This window comes from Luteimonas dalianensis (genome assembly GCF_049339425.1).
GTDB classification, from domain to species: domain Bacteria; phylum Pseudomonadota; class Gammaproteobacteria; order Xanthomonadales; family Xanthomonadaceae; genus Luteimonas; species Luteimonas dalianensis.
Genome location: NZ_JBMPPO010000007.1, coordinates 180,667 through 202,033, shown reverse-complemented (window position 1 = coordinate 202,033; position 21,367 = coordinate 180,667). Strand labels below are relative to the sequence as shown.

14 protein-coding genes are annotated in these 21,367 nt (G+C 67.6%); 3 read left to right on the top strand and 11 right to left on the bottom strand.

All coding sequences use genetic code 11. From position 1 onward, the window contains the following. The first annotated feature begins 82 nt into the window (after positions 1–82). The 3 genes from wecB (ACOZ90_RS11860) to ACOZ90_RS11850 are packed head-to-tail and all read left to right on the top strand — an operon-like array spanning position 83 to position 3,257. The gene (gene wecB / locus ACOZ90_RS11860; protein WP_422893858.1) at positions 83–1,246 is read left to right on the top strand and encodes a non-hydrolyzing UDP-N-acetylglucosamine 2-epimerase; all 1,164 of its coding nucleotides are present in this window, start codon (positions 83–85) and stop codon (positions 1,244–1,246) included. After that, positions 1,243–2,379 carry a non-hydrolyzing UDP-N-acetylglucosamine 2-epimerase gene (gene wecB / locus ACOZ90_RS11855; protein ID WP_422893857.1) on the top strand — a complete coding sequence of 379 codons (1,137 nt, stop codon included), beginning with the start codon at positions 1,243–1,245 and terminating at the stop codon, positions 2,377–2,379. Before wecB (ACOZ90_RS11860) ends, wecB (ACOZ90_RS11855) begins: the two co-directional genes overlap by 4 nt. Beyond that, entirely contained in the window at positions 2,376–3,257 is an 882-nt protein-coding gene (locus ACOZ90_RS11850) for a glycosyltransferase family 2 protein (RefSeq protein WP_422893856.1), read from the top strand. Before wecB (ACOZ90_RS11855) ends, ACOZ90_RS11850 begins: the two co-directional genes overlap by 4 nt. A 20-nt stretch (positions 3,258–3,277) precedes the next feature. Here the strand turns inward: ACOZ90_RS11850 and ACOZ90_RS11845 are convergent, their stop codons facing one another. The 11 genes from ACOZ90_RS11845 to ACOZ90_RS11795 form a co-directional block, all read right to left on the bottom strand. Next, on the bottom strand, positions 3,278–4,099 hold the full coding sequence (locus ACOZ90_RS11845; RefSeq protein ID WP_422893855.1) for an FkbM family methyltransferase: 822 nt from the start codon (positions 4,097–4,099) through the stop codon (positions 3,278–3,280). A gap of 54 nt (positions 4,100–4,153) precedes the next feature. Further along, a complete protein-coding gene (locus tag ACOZ90_RS11840) occupies positions 4,154–5,923 on the bottom strand; it encodes an asparagine synthetase B family protein (RefSeq protein ID WP_422893854.1) in 1,770 nt (589 codons plus the stop codon). 72 nt (positions 5,924–5,995) lie between these two features. Beyond that, on the bottom strand, positions 5,996–8,062 hold the full coding sequence (locus tag ACOZ90_RS11835) for an acyltransferase family protein (protein ID WP_422893853.1): 2,067 nt from the start codon (positions 8,060–8,062) through the stop codon (positions 5,996–5,998). A 15-nt stretch (positions 8,063–8,077) separates the two neighbouring features. Beyond that, positions 8,078–8,548, bottom strand: a complete 471-nt coding sequence (locus ACOZ90_RS11830; RefSeq protein WP_422893852.1) for a hypothetical protein — start codon at positions 8,546–8,548, stop codon at positions 8,078–8,080. Positions 8,549–8,555: 7 nt separating this feature from the next. Continuing rightward, positions 8,556–11,465: a glycosyltransferase family 2 protein gene (locus ACOZ90_RS11825; RefSeq protein ID WP_422893851.1), complete on the bottom strand. Its 2,910-nt coding sequence runs from the start codon at positions 11,463–11,465 to the stop codon at positions 8,556–8,558. Beyond that, positions 11,462–13,597, bottom strand: coding sequence for a glycosyltransferase family 2 protein (locus ACOZ90_RS11820; RefSeq protein WP_422893850.1), 2,136 nt, complete (start codon positions 13,595–13,597; stop codon positions 11,462–11,464). The genes ACOZ90_RS11825 and ACOZ90_RS11820 overlap by 4 nt, the downstream gene beginning before the upstream one ends. 31 nt (positions 13,598–13,628) lie before the next feature. Beyond that, positions 13,629–14,909 carry a nucleotide sugar dehydrogenase gene (locus ACOZ90_RS11815; RefSeq protein ID WP_422893849.1) on the bottom strand — a complete coding sequence of 427 codons (1,281 nt, stop codon included), beginning with the start codon at positions 14,907–14,909 and terminating at the stop codon, positions 13,629–13,631. 12 nt (positions 14,910–14,921) lie between these two features. Beyond that, positions 14,922–18,554 (bottom strand): glycosyltransferase, encoded by a 3,633-nt coding sequence (locus ACOZ90_RS11810; protein WP_422893848.1) that lies wholly within the window; start codon positions 18,552–18,554, stop codon positions 14,922–14,924. A 1-nt stretch (position 18,555) separates the two neighbouring features. After that, entirely contained in the window at positions 18,556–19,338 is a 783-nt protein-coding gene (locus ACOZ90_RS11805) for an ABC transporter ATP-binding protein (RefSeq protein ID WP_422893847.1), read from the bottom strand. A 2-nt stretch (positions 19,339–19,340) separates the two neighbouring features. Beyond that, positions 19,341–20,132: an ABC transporter permease gene (locus ACOZ90_RS11800; protein WP_422893846.1), complete on the bottom strand. Its 792-nt coding sequence runs from the start codon at positions 20,130–20,132 to the stop codon at positions 19,341–19,343. 1 nt (position 20,133) lies between these two features. After that, a complete protein-coding gene (locus ACOZ90_RS11795; RefSeq protein ID WP_422893845.1) occupies positions 20,134–21,330 on the bottom strand; it encodes a cystathionine gamma-synthase in 1,197 nt (398 codons plus the stop codon). Between the last annotated feature and the right edge of the window lie 37 nt (positions 21,331–21,367).

Below are 21,367 nucleotides of genomic sequence, written 5' to 3'. Positions count from 1 at the left end.
GGGCGGGTCCTGACCCGCCGCCCGGGCAACAACGGCGGGTCGAGACCCGCCCTACGCATGATCCGGAGTACCGGGAAGCGTGATGCCTGAAAAGAAGGTCATGGTCGTCTTCGGCACCCGGCCGGAAGCCATCAAGATGGCCCCGGTCATCCGGGCCCTGCGCGAGCTGCCGGGCATCCGGACCTTGGTGGCCGTAACCGCGCAGCATCGGCAGATGCTCGACCAGGTGCTGGAGCTGTTCGACATCGCCCCCGACGACGACCTGGACCTTATGCAGGTCGACCAGGGCCTGCCGGACCTCTTCGGGCGCATCCTCGGCGGTATGTCCGAAGTCATCGCCCAGCGCAAACCCGACCTCGTGCTGGTGCACGGCGACACCAGCACCACGCTCGCCGCGGCCCTAGCGGCGTTCTACGCCCGGGTGCGCGTCGGCCACGTCGAAGCGGGCCTGCGCACCGGCGACATGCTCGCACCCTGGCCCGAGGAAATGAACCGGCGGCTCACCGCCCCGCTGGCATCGCTCCACTTCGCACCGACGCAGCGCGCTCGCGACAGCCTGCTGGCAGAAGGCATCGCGCCCGAGCGCATCCGCGTCACCGGCAACACCGTCATCGACGCGCTGCTCGACGTCGTGGAGAGGATCCGCCGGGATGCCGAACTGGAACGGTCCCTTGCGGCCGCCTTTCCTTTCCTTGATCCGGACAAGCGGCTGGTCCTGGTGACCGGCCACAGGCGCGAGAACTTCGGGGCCGGATTCGAGGAAGTCTGTCGCGCCATCAGCGCAATCGCAGCCAGGGGAGACACCCAGGTGGTCTACCCCGTGCACCTCAACCCCAACGTGCAGGCGCCGGTGAGCAGGATCCTGGGCAAGCAGCCCGGCGTGCACCTGACGGCGCCGCTTGACTATCTCCCTTTCGTCCACCTGATGTCCCGGGCCGACATCATCATCACCGACTCCGGCGGCATCCAGGAGGAAGCGCCCACGCTTGGCAAGCCGGTCCTCGTCACCCGCCACGCAACCGAACGCCCGGAAGCCGTCGACGCGGGAACGGTGCGACTGGTCGGGGCCGACAGCGACGCCATCCGTTCGGAGGCATCCAGGCTGCTGGACCAGCCGGCGGCATATCGCGCCATGGCGCGCGCAACCAACCCCTATGGCGACGGACAGGCGGCACGGCGAATCGCCGGCATCATCGCGGCAGCCGGCGCCGAGCCTGGTTCCGATCGTCCGCACAGGCAACCATGAAGCCACCTGCCCCACTGATCGACCTGGTCATCGGCACCCGCCCCAACATCGTCAAGGCGGGGCCGCTGCTCGCCGCGCTGCGGAACGTGGACTGGTGCCGTCCCAGGCTGGTGTTCCTGGCCCAGCACACCCAGGACGCGATGACCACCGACACCCTGGAGGACGTCGGCATCGGGGTCGACGAGGTGGTTCGCGTGGACCTGGAGGCGGATGGCACGGGCCGCCGGATGGGCGAAATGATCGACGGCTACGCCAGGCTGCTGGCGGATGCGGCACCGTCGCTGGTGATGGTGTTCGGTGATGTCGATTCGACCCTTGCAGCGGCGTACGCGGCCAAGCGCATGATGATCCCGGTTGCCCACGTCGAAGCCGGGCTTCGCAGCGGCGACATGGCCATGCCGGAGGAACTCAATCGCCGCATGGTGGACAGCATCTCCGACCTTTTGCTGACCACGATGGAAAGTGCCAACCGGAATCTCCTCGGGGAAGGGCGTGACGGCAGCGACATCCATTTTACCGGGAACCTGATGATCGACGCCTTGCGGTCCACCCTGGAACGGCAGGATTGGCGCCCAGACGTGGAAGGGCTGTGGAACAGGCATGGGCTCGGGCAAGGACGTTATGCCGTGGCGACCTTTCACCGCCCGTCCAACGTCGACAGCCGGAACCACCTGGAACAGGTCACCCGCCTGCTGGCTGCCGCATCGGAACACCTGCCGGTGGTGTTCCCGGTCCATCCCCGGAGCCGGGCCGCCCTGGAGCGCCACCGTTTCAATGTCCACGGCGACCAGGTCATCGCCCTGCCCCCGCTGCGGTATTCCAGCTTCATGGGCCTGCTCTCCGGCGCCCGCCTGGTGCTCACCGACTCGGGCGGCATCCAGGAGGAGACCAGCGTACTCGGGGTTCCCTGCCTGACGTTCCGGAACAACACCGAGCGCCCGGAAACGGTCACCATGGGGACCAACCGCCTGGCCTCTCCGGCCGACGCCGACCGCGAAATCCGCAGGATCCTCGCATCCCCCATGCCGGCCGAATCCCGGATTCCGCTGTGGGACGGGAACGCAGCCGGACGGATCGCCGGCGTCGTCCGGCGTTGGCTGCAATCCAGCGACGCCGCCCGGGGCCGCGGATGACCGCGGCGATGTTCGACCGGCCCCGGAGCCACCCTTTGCAGGCCCCGGGCGCGACGTTGCCACCTGATCCGCTGGTGAGCGTGGTCATGACCGCCTTCAACTCGGAACGCTGGCTCGAGGCCGCGGTGGCTTCGGTGCTCCGGCAGGAGGGCTGGAAACACCTGGAGCTGGTCGTTGTCGACGACGGCAGCAGCGACGGGTCGAAGCCGATCCTGGATCGGCTGGCCGCGATGGACCACCGGGTCCGGCCATTCCACCTGCGGCGCAACATCGGCACCTATCGCGCACGGAACGTCGGCATGTCCATTTCGCGCGGGCACCTGATCACGTTCATGGACAGCGACGACACGGCTTCCCGCGACCGGATCGCACAGCAGGCGGCGCTGTTGCTCCAGCGCGACCTGGTCGCCACGACCTGCAACTACGTGCGTCGCACCGCCTCGGGGCGGATCGTCCCCATGGGCGGGCTGGAGGAACGCCAGGCCCTGGTCAGCCTGATGTTCAAGCGGCCCGTGCTTGCGGACATCGGCTGGTTCGACAGCGTCCGGACCTCCGCCGACGACGAGTTCTTCGAGCGCCTCCGGCACGTCTACGGCCGGCATGCACACGCCAACGTGCCAAGGCCGCTCTACCAGGCCCTCCACCGGGAGCAATCGCTTTCGACCGACCCCGCCGCCCCGGTGCTGCTCTCCGCCACGGACGGACAGGACCCGCTCTCAGGCCCGAGGCGGGCCTACAAATCCGCCTATCAGTCCTGGTACGAGCGGCTGCGGGCCAACGGCAGGCGGCCGTACATCCCCTACAACATCGTCAGTCCGCGGCCGTTTCCCGTCCCCTCCGAACTGGCGGTGGAACCCGAACATCGCGCCTGCCGGTAACGCCGCCTCCGTAGAGCGCGTCAGGCCTTCAAAGCCACCCTGGCCAGTGCCCGCTGCCACGCTGCGTAGTGCTGGTTGAACGCTTCGCCGACGGGAACGGGAGCGAACAGCCAGTCGCGATACTCGTAGGTGGAATCGCCCGCTATCGGTTCCGGCGCTGTCAGGGGCCCGGCCTTGAGGTGGTATGCGTGGTATCGATGCTCGTCGACCAGCAGCTGGAGCCGGTCTTCGCCACGACCATGCAGCACCTCGCAGATGATCCAGGGTCGAGCGCGGCGGATGAAAGCCGACGCGCCCCGGATCACATCAGGCTCGGTGCTCTCCGTGTCGATCTTGAACAACCAGCCATCGGCGGGCTCCCCGCCATACACCTCATCGATGGTGGCAAGCTCAACGTCGATGACATCCTTGGCAGGACGGAACCTCGGGTTCAGGGAGTTCGAGGAGTCGGATTTCGCGGAAACATAGAACTTCGCCGTGCCGCTGGTATCCGACAACGCCTCGGGCCGGCACTGGATGTCCAGGCCGTTTGCTTCCGCCAGGCGCCGGCAGTGCGCCAGCAGGCCCGGAAGCGGCTCATGTGCACGCACCCGGATCGACGCGCCGAAAACCGACTTCAGGACCAGCGAGAACAGCCCGATGTTGGCGCCCACGTCAACGAAGTTGCGCAAGCCTCCCGAGGAGACCAGTGCCAGGGCTGCACCGATGGTCTCGGGCTCGTATCCCCCTATCCCCTGCCTTGCGACGATCTTGCCGACCGTGGTCGCCAGGGCGCTGTCGTCGAACTGCAGGTCGGAAGGGACCCCACCGGATGCGTCCAGCACTGGCAACGGAAACTTCATGTCTCACGGCTCCTGAATGTGCGTTGCGCAGCATGTCGGCAGCCCCTGCCCACGTCAACCGGCGCGCCCGGCCGCCAGCGCCGACTCCGGGCCTGGCCTGGCATCGCCGATGACATCCTCGCAAAGCACCGTAACGGCATACATCCGCAGGAGCTGGATCCTGGCCCGCCGGCGCGCGGGCGCACCGGGGAAGAACCCCCGCCCGCTCCAGTTCAGGACCGCATCGCGCATGCCGGCGCTGACGCGCGACAGCAATGCATCGCGAAGCCTGCTCGACAGCACCGCGTCCCGGGCGGTGGCCACGAGACCGGAGCTTTGCCATATGGAGCGCTCGGGAGGAATCGAATCCACCTCGTCCGCGGCGAGGACCGCGCGCGCATCGTATCCCGGGAACCGGCCGTCGGGCCGATCCAGTTCAAACTTCCACCGGTTGCGTGACATCGGCAGGTCGCGCATTTCAGGACACATCAGCAGCAGCATCGAGAACATGAAGGATTCGTCCACCTTCAGCATCATGTTCGAGGCGCCGCAGAACCTTGCAAAGTGTTCGTCGATAAGCGGGTAAACCGGCACCCCCTTTGCCGAGAACCTGTGATAGTGGGCACGCAGGTAATGGGTTACCCGGAAGTCATGTGCCGCCCAGTACACCGAGTGCCCGGGATCGACGTCCGCCCGGTGCTCGAGCCATGCGGAAATCCGGTTCCTGACCTTGCTCCTGAGCGCGTCCGTGGCCAACGGATTGTCGAATCTCCTGCCGAGGTAGTTCAGGGCGTGGGCCTTCGACTCGACGGGACCCCTCAACAACCCGCCTTTCTGCAGATGGGAATGTCCGAAGATGATCGCCTGGCCGCGATCGAAGCTCGTAGGCCACGGCAACATGTCGATGTTCGCCTCGCAGTTGAGCATCCCCTCCGCTCTTCTCAGCGAAGAGACCAGGTTGCTGCGGACGCTCTCGACCCCGAATTCAACGTTCTTTTCCGCCACCGGGATGCCGGCGGCACGGGCCACCTCCCTCACGACCCGGATCGCCGACCGGTCGGACAGCGACATCGTCGTTGCCACTGCCGGGATCCCCGAATGCTTCAGCGCCGCCGCCAACAGGCGGCTGTCCTTGCCATTGCTCAGGAACAGCTCGACCTTGTCGAACGAGCGCAGTGGACGCACGGCCGCCTCCAGCGCGGCGACGCCATCCTTGGCCATTTCCTCCAGGGACGTGTCGCGGTAGGGCATGGCCGGGTTGGGATGCCCCGCCGTGCGCGCGCCGTCGGCGCCCAGCGTCACCATCTCCGCGCTGTTGAGCGCCCTCACGCCCTGGAACGGCGTGACATCGTCCAACCCGTATCCGGTGGACATATACCAGTCCAGGTACGATTCGTTGAACGTCGCAACGCCGTTGCAGACGCCGAGTGGCCGATTCGAAAGCCGCGTGTCCGAATAGTAGATCGGCTCCACTCCGGGCTGCGAACTCCAGCCGTGAACCACGCCGAGGGCAAAGTCGATCACGGTGAACGCCGCGACGCCTCCGGCCACGGCGCGCAGCGCGACCGGCCCGGAAGACGATGAAAGGTTGCGGGCGAAGAACGCCTTCATGTCCGGCTCGCCGGTGTAGCCGGACCACAGGATCACCCGGCCATCCTCAAGCTCGACGACTCCGTCGCGCGCATCTTCCACGTGGCCGTAGAGAACGCCGAAGACACCGCCGCGCCGCCGCTCCCAGATGCGCACAAGGCCCTGCGGGTTGAACGAGACCGAGCTGGCCCCACCCCGCATCGCGCGCTCGGCCTCGTCGGCATTGGCGGCAACCCCGCCCAAAAACACCCTCATCGCACGCAAGCCTCTGAATTCGTCGCGACCGAGGGTCCACTGGCCATCCGCCCGCAACGCGCGACTTGAAGCCTAGTCCACGAACTCAAGCCGATCATAGAGTTCCTTCCACATGGTTCTTGAAAAAGTCGCCGACAGGTGGTGGGAATCGCGATACACCAACACGTTGCCCATCACGGGTGGACATGATGTCTGCGTGCAGAAAGTCGCGTCGAAATCCAGCAACGTCACTTCTGGGCTTCGTTCAGCGACGATGCTCAAAGCAGCACGTCCAAGGGCGCTTTGCCGCTCGGTTGAGCAAACATTCCAGTCATCCGCATTCGTCGCAACGCAATCCGGTATCTCGCGGCGGTTCCAGGGGGTGTGCTTGATGGCAGCCACCTGAATCCCGCTGTCGATCAGGGCGCGCGCCAGGCGCACGGTGCCCTCGGCGACGCTTGACTGCGACTGGGAATGATCCAAACCGGCAATCCGGTGCCTGGGTGAATAGCTGACCACCACAAGGTCTGGGCGTTCATCGAGAATCCTGGCCATCGCCAGCTCCCGCCACGCCTTGCATTCGGTGTAGTCGCGGGCCGGCTGTCCCCTTCGACCGTACTGCAGCATCACGTCCGTGAAGGCGCAGCTGTCCTTCGTCAGCCCGGTGACGCGCCAGTTCGCGTTCTCCGCCAGTTCCTCGAAAGCCGGCAGCCAATGTACGGCGTGCGAATCTCCTATCAGTACGATGTGGGGTCGCGCCTCGGGTGCTCCGTAAACGCACTCCATGAGGTCGGTCTGGTTCCAGCGCGCGATACACCGCGGGGTGCCCTCGGTGCCTCCGTATGCCGGACCCCTGTCATCGCCACCGAAATCAGGGTCGGGCATGACAGGACGAATCGGAACGGCCACCGCGGGGGAATGGCCCGCGAAGGCGCCGGGATAATTCTCGTCCGCCACTGCAACCGACACCGTCCTGGAGGTCACGCCGCCCAGCACAAGCAGCGAGCCGGCCAGAACCGCTCCCGTCGCGAAGACCGCGATCCCCGGTGCGGATGCCCACCCCGCGTGATGTCCTGACGCCCCGGAACTCGGGGAGCGGAATCGATCCTCCACCCAAGCCTTGCTGGCGTGAGCGAACAACATTGATACGCCCACCACCGTGAACACATCCGCGAAGTGCTCCACGTTCCGTCCGGCAACATACGGATAGAGCACGACCACCGGCCAGTGCCAAAGATAAAGGGAGTAGGAAATGTCCCCGATGTACTGGAGCGGCCGCAAACTGAAGACCCTTCCCAGCAGTGACCCCGGGGTAACGCCTGCGACAATGACGCCCGCCGCCCCCGCCACGGGGAGCGTGGCTTCGTACCCGGGGAACGGCAGCGTGGTGTCGTAAAAGAGCGCGCTGACCATGATCGCAGCCAAGCCACCCAGGGCCAACAGCGAAGCCCATCCGGTCCGGGAAGCGGGCAGCTTCATGCCCAGGATCGCAATCATGGACCCGACCCCCAGCTCCCAGACCCTAGTCGTGGTCATGAAATACGCAGGCGCCGGATTGACGAACGAAAGGTGGATCGCCCACGCGAGCGACGCCACGATCATGAGACCCAGGAGCCAGCCTGATACCAGCCTGGCGCTTGCATTGGCACGGCGGGCAACCAGGACCGCCCCGAAGATCACCAGGGGCCAGAGGATATAGAACTGTTCTTCGATCGACAGCGACCAGTAATGCGTCACGGCGCTTGGTGCCCCGCCGCCGGCGAGATAGTCGACCGAGTTGGATACGAACAACCAGTTGACGACGTACAGCGCCGATGCCAGTACTTCCACCGCGAGGGATCTGACAGCGGAGCCGGGCAGCACCAGCCAGGCCACCAGCAGCGTGACGACCAGCGTCAGCGATGCGGCAGGCAGGAGCCGCCGGATGCGTCGCGCATAGAACCGTCGGAAATCCAGGCCACCGCGGTCAAGGTCCTTCAGCAGGACTCCGGTAATGAGAAATCCGGAGATGACGAAGAAGACATCCACGCCGACATAACCACCCGGCATGGCGGTTGGCCAAACGTGGAACACGAGCACCGTCAACACTGCGACGGCACGCAGGGCCTGGATGTCGGCGCGCAGTCCCGCGCGCTGTTTCACTCCGTCGGATGCAGTCAACGTGAGGTCGCCTTACTACAGCAGGCTGGGCTCATACCAGTGCAGCTCCAGATGGGATTCCGCATCCGGGTACTGCATGGTTACCGGGCCTTCCCCACGCATCAGGATGGAAATGGCTAACCCGTCGGCCCCGGAGTAGGTCAGTCGCTGCCCTCCCTTGGCCGCGACTTCACCGGTACCCGTGTAGCCCAGTTCCCCCGCCGCCGTTGCCAGATGGTCCTGGACCGCCCCGGGCGGGTCATGCGCCTCCAGGACAACCACGCAGCCCGCTTTGGAGGTTTCGGAATGGATGACCTGGTAACCGATCTCGCCCATCAACCGCGGCAGGATCTCGTCGGTGCACCGCTCGACGCCCGGACCTACCGCTTGGACGCCCGCTGGCACGGGAGGCACTCCCTCGACATCGGCCCCGGCTCCTGAGCCGGCACGTTCGGACCTGCAGCCGACCATTGTTGCAACCAGGAGGATCCCGGCCACGATGACCATGCACTTGCTAGCCATTGTCTTCTCCTGTCTTTGGGAACAGCTTGCCGATATTCGGAGGCACCGCCGGCCGGGTCCTGAAATAGGCCACCGGCTGCTCGATGGAGTACCAGCGCTTGAACCTTGCCACGTTCTGCTCGTCCACCGCCGTACGGGTAAACACCTTCGAATTGCTGGCCATCGAATCCAGCGCCAGCAGGGTGACCGCGTCGTCATGCAGTATCCGTGACGCCCGATAGCGGTTCACGATGCGGGACTTGAACTCCATGTCCCCCCGCGTCCGCACCGCCATGAAGCCACCGATGGCGTCGAACACCGGGCGGCGGAACATGCTGGTGATGGGGCCGTCGCCCATGAACTGCCCGTTGTTCTCCAGCGCGGGCGCACCGTCGGCAAGCAGGCGGATGTGCCGGTTGTAGCTGGCAACCGCGTTCGACTGCATCAGCGCCATGACCTGCCTCTCGATCTTCTGCGGATGCATCCAGTCATCCGCATCCTGCGTGGCGACGAAGTCGCCGCGGGCCGTGGCCAGGGCGATGTTGCGGCATTCGTACGGGCCGCAGTTGACGCTGGCACGCTTCAGCACCACGTCGGGGCGCTCCCTCGCCCACTCCGGAAGCTGCAGAGGAGTCGGGCTGCAGTCGTCGACGAGGATGACCTCGATGTTGGGGTAGGTCTGGGCCAGCACCGACCGCAGTGCGTAGTCGATCGTCTCCTGGCCGTCGTATACCGCCATGACCACGCTTACCAGCGGCGCCGCCGGATCACGGAACGGCGGCAGCGGCTCCGCCACCAGTGCATGGAAGAAGCCGTCTGCCGGACCGGTTCCCACCTCCACGGGCAGCAGGCCGCCAGAGAGGAAGACGGCATTCACCGCGTGTTGCGCGTCCCGGAACGAGAACTGGTCCGGGGCGCGGGTCGCCGCGCGCCAGAGGGCCATTTCCGTCCGGCTTCCAAGGTCCAGGCTGTCCAGGGGGATCCGCTCCGACCAGGCCCGGTTGGCAACAAGGGCGGCAGCCGCGAACCTGCGGACCTCCTTGTCCATCCCCGGCATCAGGTCGGCCCATATTTCCGGGCTGCACGAAGGCAACGGCACCTTGGTGAGCACCTTGGTCAGCGCGCGGATCCGCCTGAGCTGGCGCGCGTTGCCGGCCTCGGCGAAAAGCGTCAGCACCATGTCTTCGGTCCAGGGCTTGCCGGTCAGCAGTCCAGCTACCGCCACGATCTGCCGGCCGAGGTGTCCGGTCTCCACCAGCCGTGCGGCGTCGTCGAGCACATCCTCCACCGCCCCCCTCTCCATCCAGACGCTGGCCCGCTCCACCACGGCTTCCGCGGCCGTGGCGGGGGACAGGCCGGACAGCGCGTCGTGAACCTCTCCGGCCAGTCTGGCAAGCTCCGCGCGGAGCAGCTCGGCATAGACCCGCAGCAGCGCCTTGGGGCGCCCCGCGACCACCAGTTTCAGCACCAGCAGGGCAAGCCCCAGCCGCGAATCCCCGTGCGTCCTGCCCGCCGCGAGCGCCGCGTCCTCCGCCTCGGCGGAGGCGTCGACGTACTCGTCTTCCGGCCTCAGCAGACGGAAGCCTGCGACGTGCTCATCGACGATGGCCGTCAGCTCATTCCATGTGGACCCCGACAGGCCGAGCGAGGCTGCACGGATCGGCCCGGTGGCCAGCGCCAGATCCTTCCTTGTCTTCCAGGCACCGACGAGCGCACCGCGTGCGACCGCAAGCGCCAAGCCGGGCCACCGGAGCCTGGCGGCAAGCTCCACGAGCAGCGTGCCATGCGGAACCGCGAGGGAGTCGGAGTCCGCATTGGATTCCAGTGCAACCAGGTACGCCAGGAACGCCGATGCATCGGCGGCAAGCGCCGCCTGCACCGCCGGCGAACCCAGGATCGCCCCGTGGATCCGGCCGGGACCGGGCACGCCCCCCTTGCGGATGAACAGATCGTGGGGACTGTCGACGACGGTGCTCTCGGCATAGAGGTTCTGGGCGGAAGCACGCACGTCGAGCCCGCGCAGCCATTGCGCCGGCCTGGCTACGGAGATCGCCGGAACCCCCTGCTCCGCCGCGACCCGGGACAGCACCAGGTCGGCCATCCCCACCTCGACGAATTCCAGCGAGTCGAACCTCAGGGTGGACGTATGGAACGCCGTGGTCCCGGTTCCCAGCGCTGAAACCGGCAGGTCGGTATCCAGGGCCTCGCCGAAGTGGAGCACCGCGCGATCCAGGAACAGCCGCGAGCCCGCACCGTAAACGACGCCATGCACGCCCACCATGGCCTGGCGGTCATAGCGCTCGATCGCGGCCACCAGCGCCGATACGTAGTTGCGCGGATACTCGATGTCGTCGTCGACGCTGAAGAAATAGACCTCCTCGTCCAGGCACCTCAGCCCGAAGTACTTGGAGTTGTCCCGGTAATCGCCGTAATCCCCGCTCCTGAAAACGGTGATCCCGTCCGCTACAAGGAATCCGGGCACGGAGTCGAAGCCGTTGAGGTAGACGAACAGGTGGTCCACCTGGTGCAGCAGCGACGCCACGGCAACCCGCAGGGCCTTGACCCTGGAGGGAATGGATGCCAGCCCGCAGACAACGGGACATGCGTATGGCTGCTTCGCTTCGACACGGACGCCGGGAACGTCCACCACCTGGACCGACGCGGGGCCCGGTCCGTGGCGGAGGCGCAGGGGGGCGGGACTGGCACGATCCAGCGGAACGCAGGTCACGCCCGGCCTGAAGCGCAGGATCCGCTCCCGGGACTCGCCACCAGGAGCGGAGTCCGCGATGTGGAGTGTTCCCGCCGCCTCCGCTTCCACCCTCAGCAACCTGGCCCCGTCGCGTGCCCCGGCGGGAAGCGGCGGCACCTCGAGCTCTCTATCCAGTTCCTTCAAACCCTGCTCCATCGTCCCGGACGGCGTCATGCCGCCTCCTGCAACTTGCCCACGATCTCATCCACCAGCTTTTCCAGGGCGACCGGCGCGGGATCTTCCACCAGCCCGCGTGCGCGAGCCACCCACTGGCGGGAACGCGCATCGCCGGCCTCCAGACGCCCAAGCTCCGCCTTCGCCAACGGCGCACGTCCGGCCTGCGCCAGCAGCGCCGCGCGAAGCGCGGCGATGGCGCCTTGCGCATCCGGTGCGAGCATGTAGCGATCCTCGATGCCTGAAATCTGTGCCAGGGCGGCGGAGGGCGACAGGCCGCCGACCTTGCGGATGGCCTCCACCACCTCACTCCGCACATCCAGCGCTACCGGAGCCGGCACGTTCTCCGCTTCCCCCGGAGCTGGGACGATTCCCGCCATCTGAGCCGGCACCGCTTCGATGGGCATCACCGCCGGCCCGCGGCCAAGGTGGGTTTGCCTGAACACGTTCACGCTTCGCACCAGGCTCGATATCTGAAGGTGGCTGGCGGCCCTGTGCTCCGGATTCGCTAACAGCCGTGCCCGCCGCGTGCTCATCAGCACCGCCAGCCCGATGGCGCCCAGCATGCCCGCCGTCCCCAGCCCCGACAGCCACGACCACTGCAGCAACAGCCCGAGAAGGAGAACCGCGGCCCCGGCTCCGAGCAGCAATGCGACAGCCTGCTCCGAGCGCGACCACAGCCGGGTGAACTGCTTGCCTAGGGCGATGAAGTCGCGGGTCATCCGCCGCACCCGCCCCGGCGCCCGAGCGGCCTCCGCCCTGGTCGCCCGCGGTTCCGCCTCCATTCCGGCTACAGCCGGTTCGCCGTCGGCAACGGCGGGCGGGCGGGCGGGCGCGGGCGGCGGCGCCTTGCCGGCGCCCTGCTTCGCGACGGGCTGTGAAACCTCCCGTGAAGCCCCGGCCTGCCCGCCCTCCGTGTGGCCGCCGGCCCCGTGCAGAGACCGGCCGGGCGCCCCGCGCTCCTCTCCCGCTGCACCGGCAGCGGCAAGCGGCGCGGTCCTCCCGGACCGCTCGACCCGAGCAATCGCCCGCTCGATGAAGTCGCCCGGCACGGCTATCGCCAGGTCGCAGAACAGGACATGGCCTGCAGGGAAGTCCGTCCGCGAACGCACGAGCTGCATCGCCTCCGCCTCATCGGCAACCACGTGGACCTTCCAACGCTCTCCTTCCAGACCCGACGCCTGTGCCCACGACCTGCGGCAGGAGGCTGCGCGCTCGCACTGCCGCCCGAGTTCGGACAGCGCAGGCGCGGCACCCGCTTCGGAGCCGAACGCGACGACGCTGATGAAGTTGCTGTCGTAGTCCCCTTCCCTCACCGCCAGCCTGGGGTCCACCGGGAAGGGGCGGTTCGTCACCGGGAACGGGATGTAGGGGATCGCGCCTGCCTCCAGCACCCGCGCGTGCCATGCCCGGAACCCCTCCGCATAGGCGCGCCTGGGCGGACTCAGCCCCTTGGTGACCGGCGAGTAGCGCGGGTTGTCCTTGTTGTGGGACAGCGAGCCTTCCCTGACCACGGCGGTATACAGCCTTTTTGACACGATGACGTGCGAGTCGACGCCGAAGGCGATCAGGATGCGGTTCAGCATCTCGTCGTCCGCGCTGGTGCGGACGGAGTCGAAGAACCCGATGACCTCCAGGACGTCCCGGCGGATCATCTGCGAGATGAAGGCGAATCCGCGCGAGCCCGGAATGGGCAGCTCACCCCCGAGCTCGTCCACCCGGCTGTAGGCACAGGTCGATACGGCTGCCCCTGGCGAACGCAACGCCTCCAGCTGCAGCTCGATGCGGCGTGCGTCACTGGTATCGTCGGAATCGGCGAACGTGACCACCTCGCCGCAGCACCGCGAGATGCCGAAGTTCTTGGCCCAGTAGGTGCCGTGGTTGCCGCCGAACCGGAGCAGCGTGACCCGGTCGTCCTCCTCGCACAGCCGCCTGGCGATCTCCAGCGTCCCATCCGTCGAACCGTCGTCGGAGACGATCACCTCGATATTGCGGTACGTCTGCTCGAGCAGCGACCTGACGCCGGCCTCCAGCGTCTGCGCGCTGTTGAACGTCGTCATGACCACCGACACCAGCGGCTGCGGCGACAGGGGCGCAAACAGCCCCTTCAGGTCGGCTACCGGCTCCTGCATCCTGGTTGCTCCCATGCTGGCCCTGGCCGGGTCAGAGACGATAGACATCTTCCGCCTTCCCCAGGGCGCTCTTGACGTCGAAGATGAATCCGCCAGGCCGGAGGAAACGACGGACCGGCAGTTCGGCGTCGGTTCCCAGGTACTGGTGGTGCGGCACCGCGAGCACGATCACATCATAACCAGCCGGCTCCGGCTCAGGCACCAGCTCCACTCCGCACTCTTCCGCCGCGGCAGCCGGTTCCACCCACGGGTCGTTCACCGAAACCTCCGCGTTCAGCCCGCCAAACTCCCGGATCACGTCCACGACCTTGGTATTGCGGACGTCCGGACAGTTTTCCTTGAATGCCAGGCCCAGCACCAGGATGCGGGAGCCGATCACGTTGATCCTGTTGCCGGCCATCAGCTTGAGGATCCTCGCCACCACGTGCGCGGCCATCTCGTCGTTGATCCGCCTGGCCGCCAGAATCAGTTCGGGATTGTAGCCAAGCATGGTCGCCTTGTGAGCCAGGTAATACGGATCGACCCCGATGCAATGCCCGCCCACCAGCCCGGGCGAGAACGGCATGAAGTTCCACTTGGTCCGGGCTGCCGCGAGCACGTCGAGGGTATCGATGCCGATGCGGTCGAAGATCCGCGCCAGCTCGTTCATCAGCGCGATGTTCACGTCGCGCTGGGTGTTCTCGATCACCTTGGCCGCTTCCGCGACCCGGATCGAGCTGGCCTTGTGGGTCCCGGCGGTGATGATCGACGCGTACAGGGCGTCCACTTCGTCGGCAATCGCAGGCGTGGAACCGGAGGTGACCTTGGTGATCCTGGTGACGGTCCTCTCCTTGTCGCCCGGGTTGATGCGTTCCGGGCTGTAGCCGCAGTGGAAGTCCACGTTGAACTCCAGGCCGGACTCGCGCTCCAGCACCGGGACGCACACCTCCTCGGTGACGCCGGGATATACGGTCGACTCGTAGATCACCAAGTCGCCCTTCTCCAGGACCGAGCCGATGGCCGCGCTGGACTTGAGCAGCGGATCGAAGTCCGGCCTGCGCGCGGTGTCGATCGGGGTGGGCACGGTGATGATGTAGGCGTTGCAGCCGCGGATGTCCTCCAGCGAGGAAGTGAAGGACAGGCCACGCGCGGCCGCCAGCTCGGCGTCGGGAAGTTCCAGCGTGCTGTCATGTCCCGCCCGAAGCTCCTCGATGCGGGCCTGGTTGATGTCGTAGCCGATCACCTCCCTCTGCCTGCCGAACGCGGCGGCGAGCGGAAGTCCGACGTATCCGAGACCGACGATGGCGATCTTGCGCGGGGTTGGTTCCAACATTGCAGATTCCTCTCAGTAAACCCGGCCTGTGGCCGTCATGGGCGCGCAGCAACCGGAGGCATTGGCCGCTGCCAACCCCAGGGCTGCCAGCTCCCTGTCAATGATGATGTCGCCGCCCGACTGGCGTACGACGCGTTCCGCGGCGCGCCGGGACATGGCCTGGTACCTTGCGCCGTCGGTGGCCAGCCGCACCACCGCAGCCGCCAGCCCGGCGGCGTCCTCCGGCTCGCAGACCTCGGCGCAGGATCCGTCGACGAACTCGGGCACCGCAGCCACCCGGGTCGTGACCGGCACCAGGCCCGAGGACATGGCTTCGTCCCGGCTGACCCCTTGGGTATCCCCCCGGGTCGGGACCAGGAAGGTCCCGTGCGCCCGGTGCAACGAGGCGATTTCCCGCTGCGGGAGGAAGCCGCGGACCAGGGTGACGTTGGGATAGCGGTCCAGGCCGTGGAAGTCCTCGTCCCACAGTCCGCCGTCGCCGACCAGGGTAAAAGCAAGGGACGGGAACAGCTCGTGGCCGGCAAGCGCGTGGATTGCAGCGGCCACTAGGTCATTGGCGTAGATCCGGGAGGCATGGGGACGGATGGAAAGGATATTCCGCGCCAGCGCGGGCGGCTTCACCCGGTACCTGAACAGCCCGGTGTCGATGGGATTGTGGATGACGGACCAGGCGCCGGCGGACGGTCGCAGCCCGAGGTCCTCCCAGGTCTGCTCCGCGAAGAACCGCGAGACGAAGACGAAATGGACCTGCGGCCAATCGCGGGCAAACACCTGGCGCCAGAACGCCGCAAGTCCTTCGCCGGCCTGTCGCGCCGCTTCGCGTCCGGCGGCCGTGGCGTGGTTGAACTCCCGGTGGCGCCATGACTGGATCTCCGACCCATGCAGCCAGACCGTGATCGGCTGCCGACCGACGACGCCCTGCAGCGCCTCCCACACCGGGGCGTCCAGGAAGTGCACGGCGATGGCGGCATGGCCGGAGCCGGCGAGCGTAGCCGCCAGCGTCCCGGGATCGCATTCGCGTACCAGCACGCCCTCGAACTCGTAGTCGCTCGCCGCGCTCCCGGACCTGACGACGAACACGTCGACCCCGATGCCGCGCTCCCGGTACGCCATGACCCGGCGGTGCACGAATCCGTTGCGGTACAGTGATCCGGCCTTCGGATAGCCGTTGGTCACCAGCGCCAAGCGCCCCCTGCCGGGCACGAGTGCGGGCGAGGCGGGGACCTGCGACGCCCAGATGCCGTCGATCTCCTGGACCACCGGCCCGCGCACCTCGGCCGTGAACCTGCAGGAAGCGGCCAAGGCCCCGGCGGCGACCCTGACCATCACCGAGGGGTGCATGCGGACGCGCTGGAGCACCTGGCCCCGCCTTCCCAGGACTTCCAGATGAAACCGCACCGACGCCATCCAGGGTGCCTGCAGGCAGGCCTGCAGCGCGCCGTCCACCCGCAGCGTATCCAGCGGAAGGCCGCGGGTGGAGACGGTGGCCGCTTGATCATGCTCCAGCAACGAGCACAGCTCCATCCTGCCGCTCAGCGCCGCGCACGAGACCCGCGGGTCCGTGCGTCCGCCTGCGAACAGCCCCGCCAGCGCCACCCCGTCGATGGCCTTCGCGCCCGCGCCAGCGGGGTCCGGCTGGGCCGGCAGCCGCGATACCGCGGAATCGACATCGCGCATCGCCGGAGTTGAGGAACAACGGGCCGAGACGGCGGCACACGCCTCGACGCCCGCGCCGCCCTGCACGTACTCCCAGGCGTCGGTGGAGACACACCTGCCGGCCAGCTCGCCCGTCTCCAGCCGGTCGAGCAGGGACGTCACCGGCCCTGCCACGGCGTCCGCGCGGAACATCGCCCGGCGCAGCGGCAACGACTCCACGAGGCGGTACTCCCGATCCGCGTCGTGCTCCCGCAGGTCCTCGCCGGTCCAGGCATGCCACGCGCCCTTGCCGATGATGTCGCCCAGCCGCCACTGGGTAGCGGCGACCAGGTCGGAGAGATAGTGCGGGCCGTAGTAATCGCCCGGGTGGAGCAGGGCCACCCACCGGGCCGCGCCCGGCCCATCTTCGCCCAGGCGCGACGCGTATGCCGGAAGCGACAGCCCGGGCGGCGCATCGATCCACAGCTGCGCGCCTGCCAGCACTTGGCGGCGGAACGCGCCGCACACGCGGCCCAGTTCGGCCTCGTCCGCCACCCGGGCAACCACGCCGATGGCGTCGGCAGCCCGATGCAACTCCACCCCCAGCGCCTTCCGGGCCAGGTCGTGCGTCCTTCGCGCCCAGGTGTGCTCGCCCAGGACGGCCCGGAGCGCCCGCAGCCGGCGCATGCGGCAGCTGCGGGAAGACGGCTGCCGCAGTTCGGACCAAGCCTCCGTGAGCAACCGCTCCGGATCGTCCGATATCACCGCACCGTCGCCCAGGAAGCCGTGCAGCGCCAGCGAGTGGTTGCTGTAGACCGACGTGCCGCAGGCCGCAAGCTCCAGCGCGCGGCGCGCGAACATCGTGGGCGAGCCCTTGATCGTGTTCAGGGTCAGGCCGATCACGTGTCCGCGAAACAGCGCCCCGGTCTGCGCGTAGGGGACCGCGGGCCGCAGCGAGCCGGCGTACCTAGCGGGAAAGCGCTGGTAGCCGGCGCCCCGGCCGTCCTGCCGATCATGGATCACCAGGGGCCCCGCCAGCGCCAGCGCATCCGCGCAGCGGGTGAAATCCCGGCACCTTTGCGGCAGCCGCCCGTACCAGGCGCCGGCAAACACCGACGACCCATTGCGCTGCCCGAGGCCGACGGGATGGTGGATCGCGGGCTGGACCGCGAAGGGCATCACCGCCACCCGATCATGGCCGAGCAGCCGCCGATAGCGCGGGACGCAGTCGGCATCGGTGGTGAGCACCTGGTCGAACAGCCTTGCGGTCTCGAGGAAGGCGCCAAAGTGCAGCGGGTCCTCCTTGTTCCAGAAGACCGTCCGGATTCCCGCCTCGCGGCACGACGCCACCAGCGAACGGAGCACGGCGGGCGCACGCTCCACCTGCCCCTTCCATTCGCCGTCCAGACCGGTCCATGCAGACTCGACCAGCAGGAGATGCGGCCGGTGCCGGCGCACCTGTTCCACCCAGTCCGCCGGCGTCAGCAGGCACAGCGAGCACTCCGGCGCGAAACCTTCGGCGGAAAAGGGATCCAGCACCGCCGCGATGCGGAACCCTCCCGCATCCGCCGGCATGGCGCCGGGGGCAGGGAGGGCATGAATCTCTGCTTCCGGCGGAGCGGACGCCTGGCCACCGCCGGGCACGCGCGCGCGGACGCCACGGCGCAGCCTGCCCAGGACGCGGCGCCCGGACCTGGCACCACCGGAGGCGAGGCGCCGGGCCGTGACCGATGCCCCGGCGACGGGCACCATTGCATCGACCATCAGCGACGCTAGGCGATAGCGAAGGCTACCCTTCAGCCTGGCCAGTTCGCGTCTGTCGTCCAGCAGGGCCGCGATCGCCGCAGCCGCGTCCGCGGGAGTGCCTGCAGCGCCCGCCTCGCGGCCTTCCGAGGGCCCCAGCAGCGCCTGTACCCGGTCGAGCCGCGCGCGGCACCGCAGCAGCTCCAGCCGGAGCCGCAGGTCCGCGTCGTGGTCGTCGTCGGGCAGGCGCCGCGGCGGGGCGGACACTTCAACCGCCCCCACTGGCCAGGGTTCCCGCCGGCGGCGGGTTCCGCACGATCTCGTTATACCGCTCCAGCATCTCGTCAACGGGGCCGAAGCCGACCACCTCCCCGGCCTCCATCACGATGCCCTTGTTGCACACGCTGCGCATCAGGCTCGCGTTGTGGCTGGCCAGGACCACGATCTGGGCGTGTGTCAGCCGGGACTGGATCCGTGCCTTCGCCTTCCTCACGAACGCGGCATCCCCGGCGCTGATCCACTCATCCATGATCAGGATCTCGCTTTGCAGGGCGGTGGCCAAGGCGAAGCCCAGGCGCATCCGCTGGCCCGACGAGAGCGTGCGCAGCCGGTGACCCGCCTTGTCATGAAGTTCGGAGAATTCCAGCACTTCATTGATGATCGCGCTGGCGTCGCGGGGCTTGAGGCCCATCGCGATGCCGCGCAGCAGGATGTTCTCCACCAGGGTGGCTTCGGCGCTGAAACCCAGCGACAGGTTCAGCAGCGCCTGGCAGCCTCCTCCCATCTCGACCGCGCCCCTTGAGGGCGGGTAGGCACCGACCAGCACCTTGAGCAGGGTCGACTTGCCCGCCCCGTTGCGCCCGATGATGGCCAGGCGATCCCCGCTGTGCAGCTCAAAGCTCACGCCTGACAGGATCCGCCGCATCTCGCGTCGGGGGGGCTGGAAGGCGGCCTTCAGCAGCACACCGAGGCTCGCCCGCACGCCGCCCTGCTCCTGCGTATAGATGGGCAGGTCCAGCCCCACATCCGAAGCCTTGAGGAAAACGCCCATCGTCAGATCCAGATCGGGACGAACCTAGCGTAGCGCCGGTAAACCAGCGCCGCCAGGATCCAGCCGAAGACCAGGAAACCGGCCAGGTACACGAAAGTCGTGGGTTCGATCGGGTTGCCCAGCAGCGGCGCCCGGACGATCTCGACCAGGTGGAACAGCGGGTTCACCCGAGCGATCCCGCCCCGCAGGGAGTTGATCGGCGCCTGCTCCGCGAACCACAGGATCGGGGTGAACAGGAAGCTGAACATCAGGATGCTGCCAATGAGCTGGTGGACGTCGGGAATGCGCGCACCGATCACCCCCACCACGACGCCCATCCACGCCAGGTTGAGCAGCACGAGCAGCACGCTGAACGGCACCAGCAGCAAGCCCCACGGATCGAACGTGGCACTGATGGAGAACGCCACTACCAGCACCGGGATCGAGAGCACGAAGTAGAAGACCCCGCCGCCGATCACGCGAAGCACGTAGTCCGTCAGCCGTACCCGGCCGTCCAGGATGAAGCTCGCGTGCCCCGTGAAAACCGTCGTAGCCTCGTTGAGGCTCGCCGTCACCAGCCGGAACACCACGTAGCCCATTCCCATGTGCGGGACCAGCTCCCGGGGGGACACACCCACCAGGGTGGCGAAGAACCAGCCGATGCCGAACGCGTAAAGTGCCGGCGGAACCAGCGCCCAGAGCAGGCCGAGCCTGGACCGCCGGTACTTGGTCACCAGCACCAGCCAGGTCGCATAGATCCAGAATTCCGGGTGCCGCAGACTATCGACGTAGTCGCGGATCAGGGATCGCCCCATATCAGGAAGCCCTGCTCTCTAGCGCGCCAGAGACATCGGCGAGCAGGTCATCCAGCGACTCCACCCCCACACTCAACCGCACCAACTCATCCCCCAGCCCGATCTGCCTGCGCCGCTCCACCGGCACGCTCGCATGCGTCATCACCGCCGGATGGTTCACCAGGCTCTCCACCCCGCCCAGCGACTCGGCCAGGGTGAACAGCTCCGTGCGTTCGCAGAACCGCTTCGCGGCTTCGTAGCCGCCCTTCAGCCGGATCGAGACAATGCCGCCAAATCCATCCATCTGCTTTCTGGCCAGTTCGTGCTGCGGGTGGGAAGCCAGCCCGGGGTAGATCACCTCCTGCACCGCCTCATGCCCTTCCAGGAACTCGGCGACCGCCTGCGCATTCTCGCAGTGCGCCTTCATCCGCAGGTGCAGGGTCTTGAGCCCGCGCAGGGCCAGGAAGCTGTCGAACGGCCCCTGCACCGCGCCGACGGAGTTCTGCAGGAAGCCGAGCTGCTCGGCCAGTTCCTCGTCATCGCCCACCACCACCATGCCGCCCACGATGTCGGAGTGGCCGTTGAGGTACTTGGTGGCCGAGTGCACGACGATGTGCGCGCCAAGCTCCAGCGGGCGCTGCAGGATCGGCGAGCTGAAGGTATTGTCGACCGCCACGATCAGGCCGCGCTTGCGGGCAATCTCCGCCACCGCTGCGATGTCGACCAGTTTGAGCAGCGGGTTGGTCGGGGTTTCGATCCAGACCATCTTCGTTTCCGGACGGATCGCGGCTTCGAAGGCGGCCGGGTCGCTCAGATCCACCCAGCTGAAATCCAGCCCGGCGCTGCGCCGGCGCACGCGCTCGAACAGGCGGTAGGTACCGCCGTAGACATCGTCCATGGCGATCACGTGGCTGCCGCTGTCCAGCAGTTCCAACACGGTGGCGGTGGCCGCCAGGCCGGAGGCGAAGGCGTAGCCGCGGGTGCCGCCCTCCAACCCGGCGGCGCAGCGCTCGTAGGCGAAGCGGGTCGGGTTGTGGCTGCGCGAGTACTCGAAGCCCTGGTGCTCGCCGGGGCTGGACTGGGCATACGTCGACGTGGCGTAGATCGGCGGCATGACCGCGCCGGTGCTCGGATCCGGTGACTGGCCGGCGTGGATGGCGCGGGTGCCCTGCCCCCAGCGCTGCTGATGGTCGTCGGCGTCGCCGCGATGGTCGGTCATGGCAAGGGGATCCTGATCAAATCGAACCCGGAATTCT

Coding starts and splice junctions, on each gene's coding strand:
- ACOZ90_RS11800 (WP_422893846.1), bottom strand. CDS start 20,132: ATGGGGCGATCCCTGATCCGCGACTACGTCGATAGTCTGCGGCACCCG.
- ACOZ90_RS11825 (WP_422893851.1), bottom strand. CDS start 11,465: ATGACGCCGTCCGGGACGATGGAGCAGGGTTTGAAGGAACTGGATAGA.
- ACOZ90_RS11805 (WP_422893847.1), bottom strand. CDS start 19,338: ATGGGCGTTTTCCTCAAGGCTTCGGATGTGGGGCTGGACCTGCCCATC.
- ACOZ90_RS11840 (WP_422893854.1), bottom strand. CDS start 5,923: ATGAGGGTGTTTTTGGGCGGGGTTGCCGCCAATGCCGACGAGGCCGAG.
- ACOZ90_RS11845 (WP_422893855.1), bottom strand. CDS start 4,099: ATGAAGTTTCCGTTGCCAGTGCTGGACGCATCCGGTGGGGTCCCTTCC.
- ACOZ90_RS11850 (WP_422893856.1), top strand. CDS start 2,376: ATGACCGCGGCGATGTTCGACCGGCCCCGGAGCCACCCTTTGCAGGCC.
- ACOZ90_RS11820 (WP_422893850.1), bottom strand. CDS start 13,597: ATGCAGGAGCCGGTAGCCGACCTGAAGGGGCTGTTTGCGCCCCTGTCG.
- wecB (WP_422893857.1), top strand. CDS start 1,243: ATGAAGCCACCTGCCCCACTGATCGACCTGGTCATCGGCACCCGCCCC.
- wecB (WP_422893858.1), top strand. CDS start 83: ATGCCTGAAAAGAAGGTCATGGTCGTCTTCGGCACCCGGCCGGAAGCC.
- ACOZ90_RS11830 (WP_422893852.1), bottom strand. CDS start 8,548: ATGGTCATCGTGGCCGGGATCCTCCTGGTTGCAACAATGGTCGGCTGC.
- ACOZ90_RS11795 (WP_422893845.1), bottom strand. CDS start 21,330: ATGACCGACCATCGCGGCGACGCCGACGACCATCAGCAGCGCTGGGGG.
- ACOZ90_RS11815 (WP_422893849.1), bottom strand. CDS start 14,909: ATGTTGGAACCAACCCCGCGCAAGATCGCCATCGTCGGTCTCGGATAC.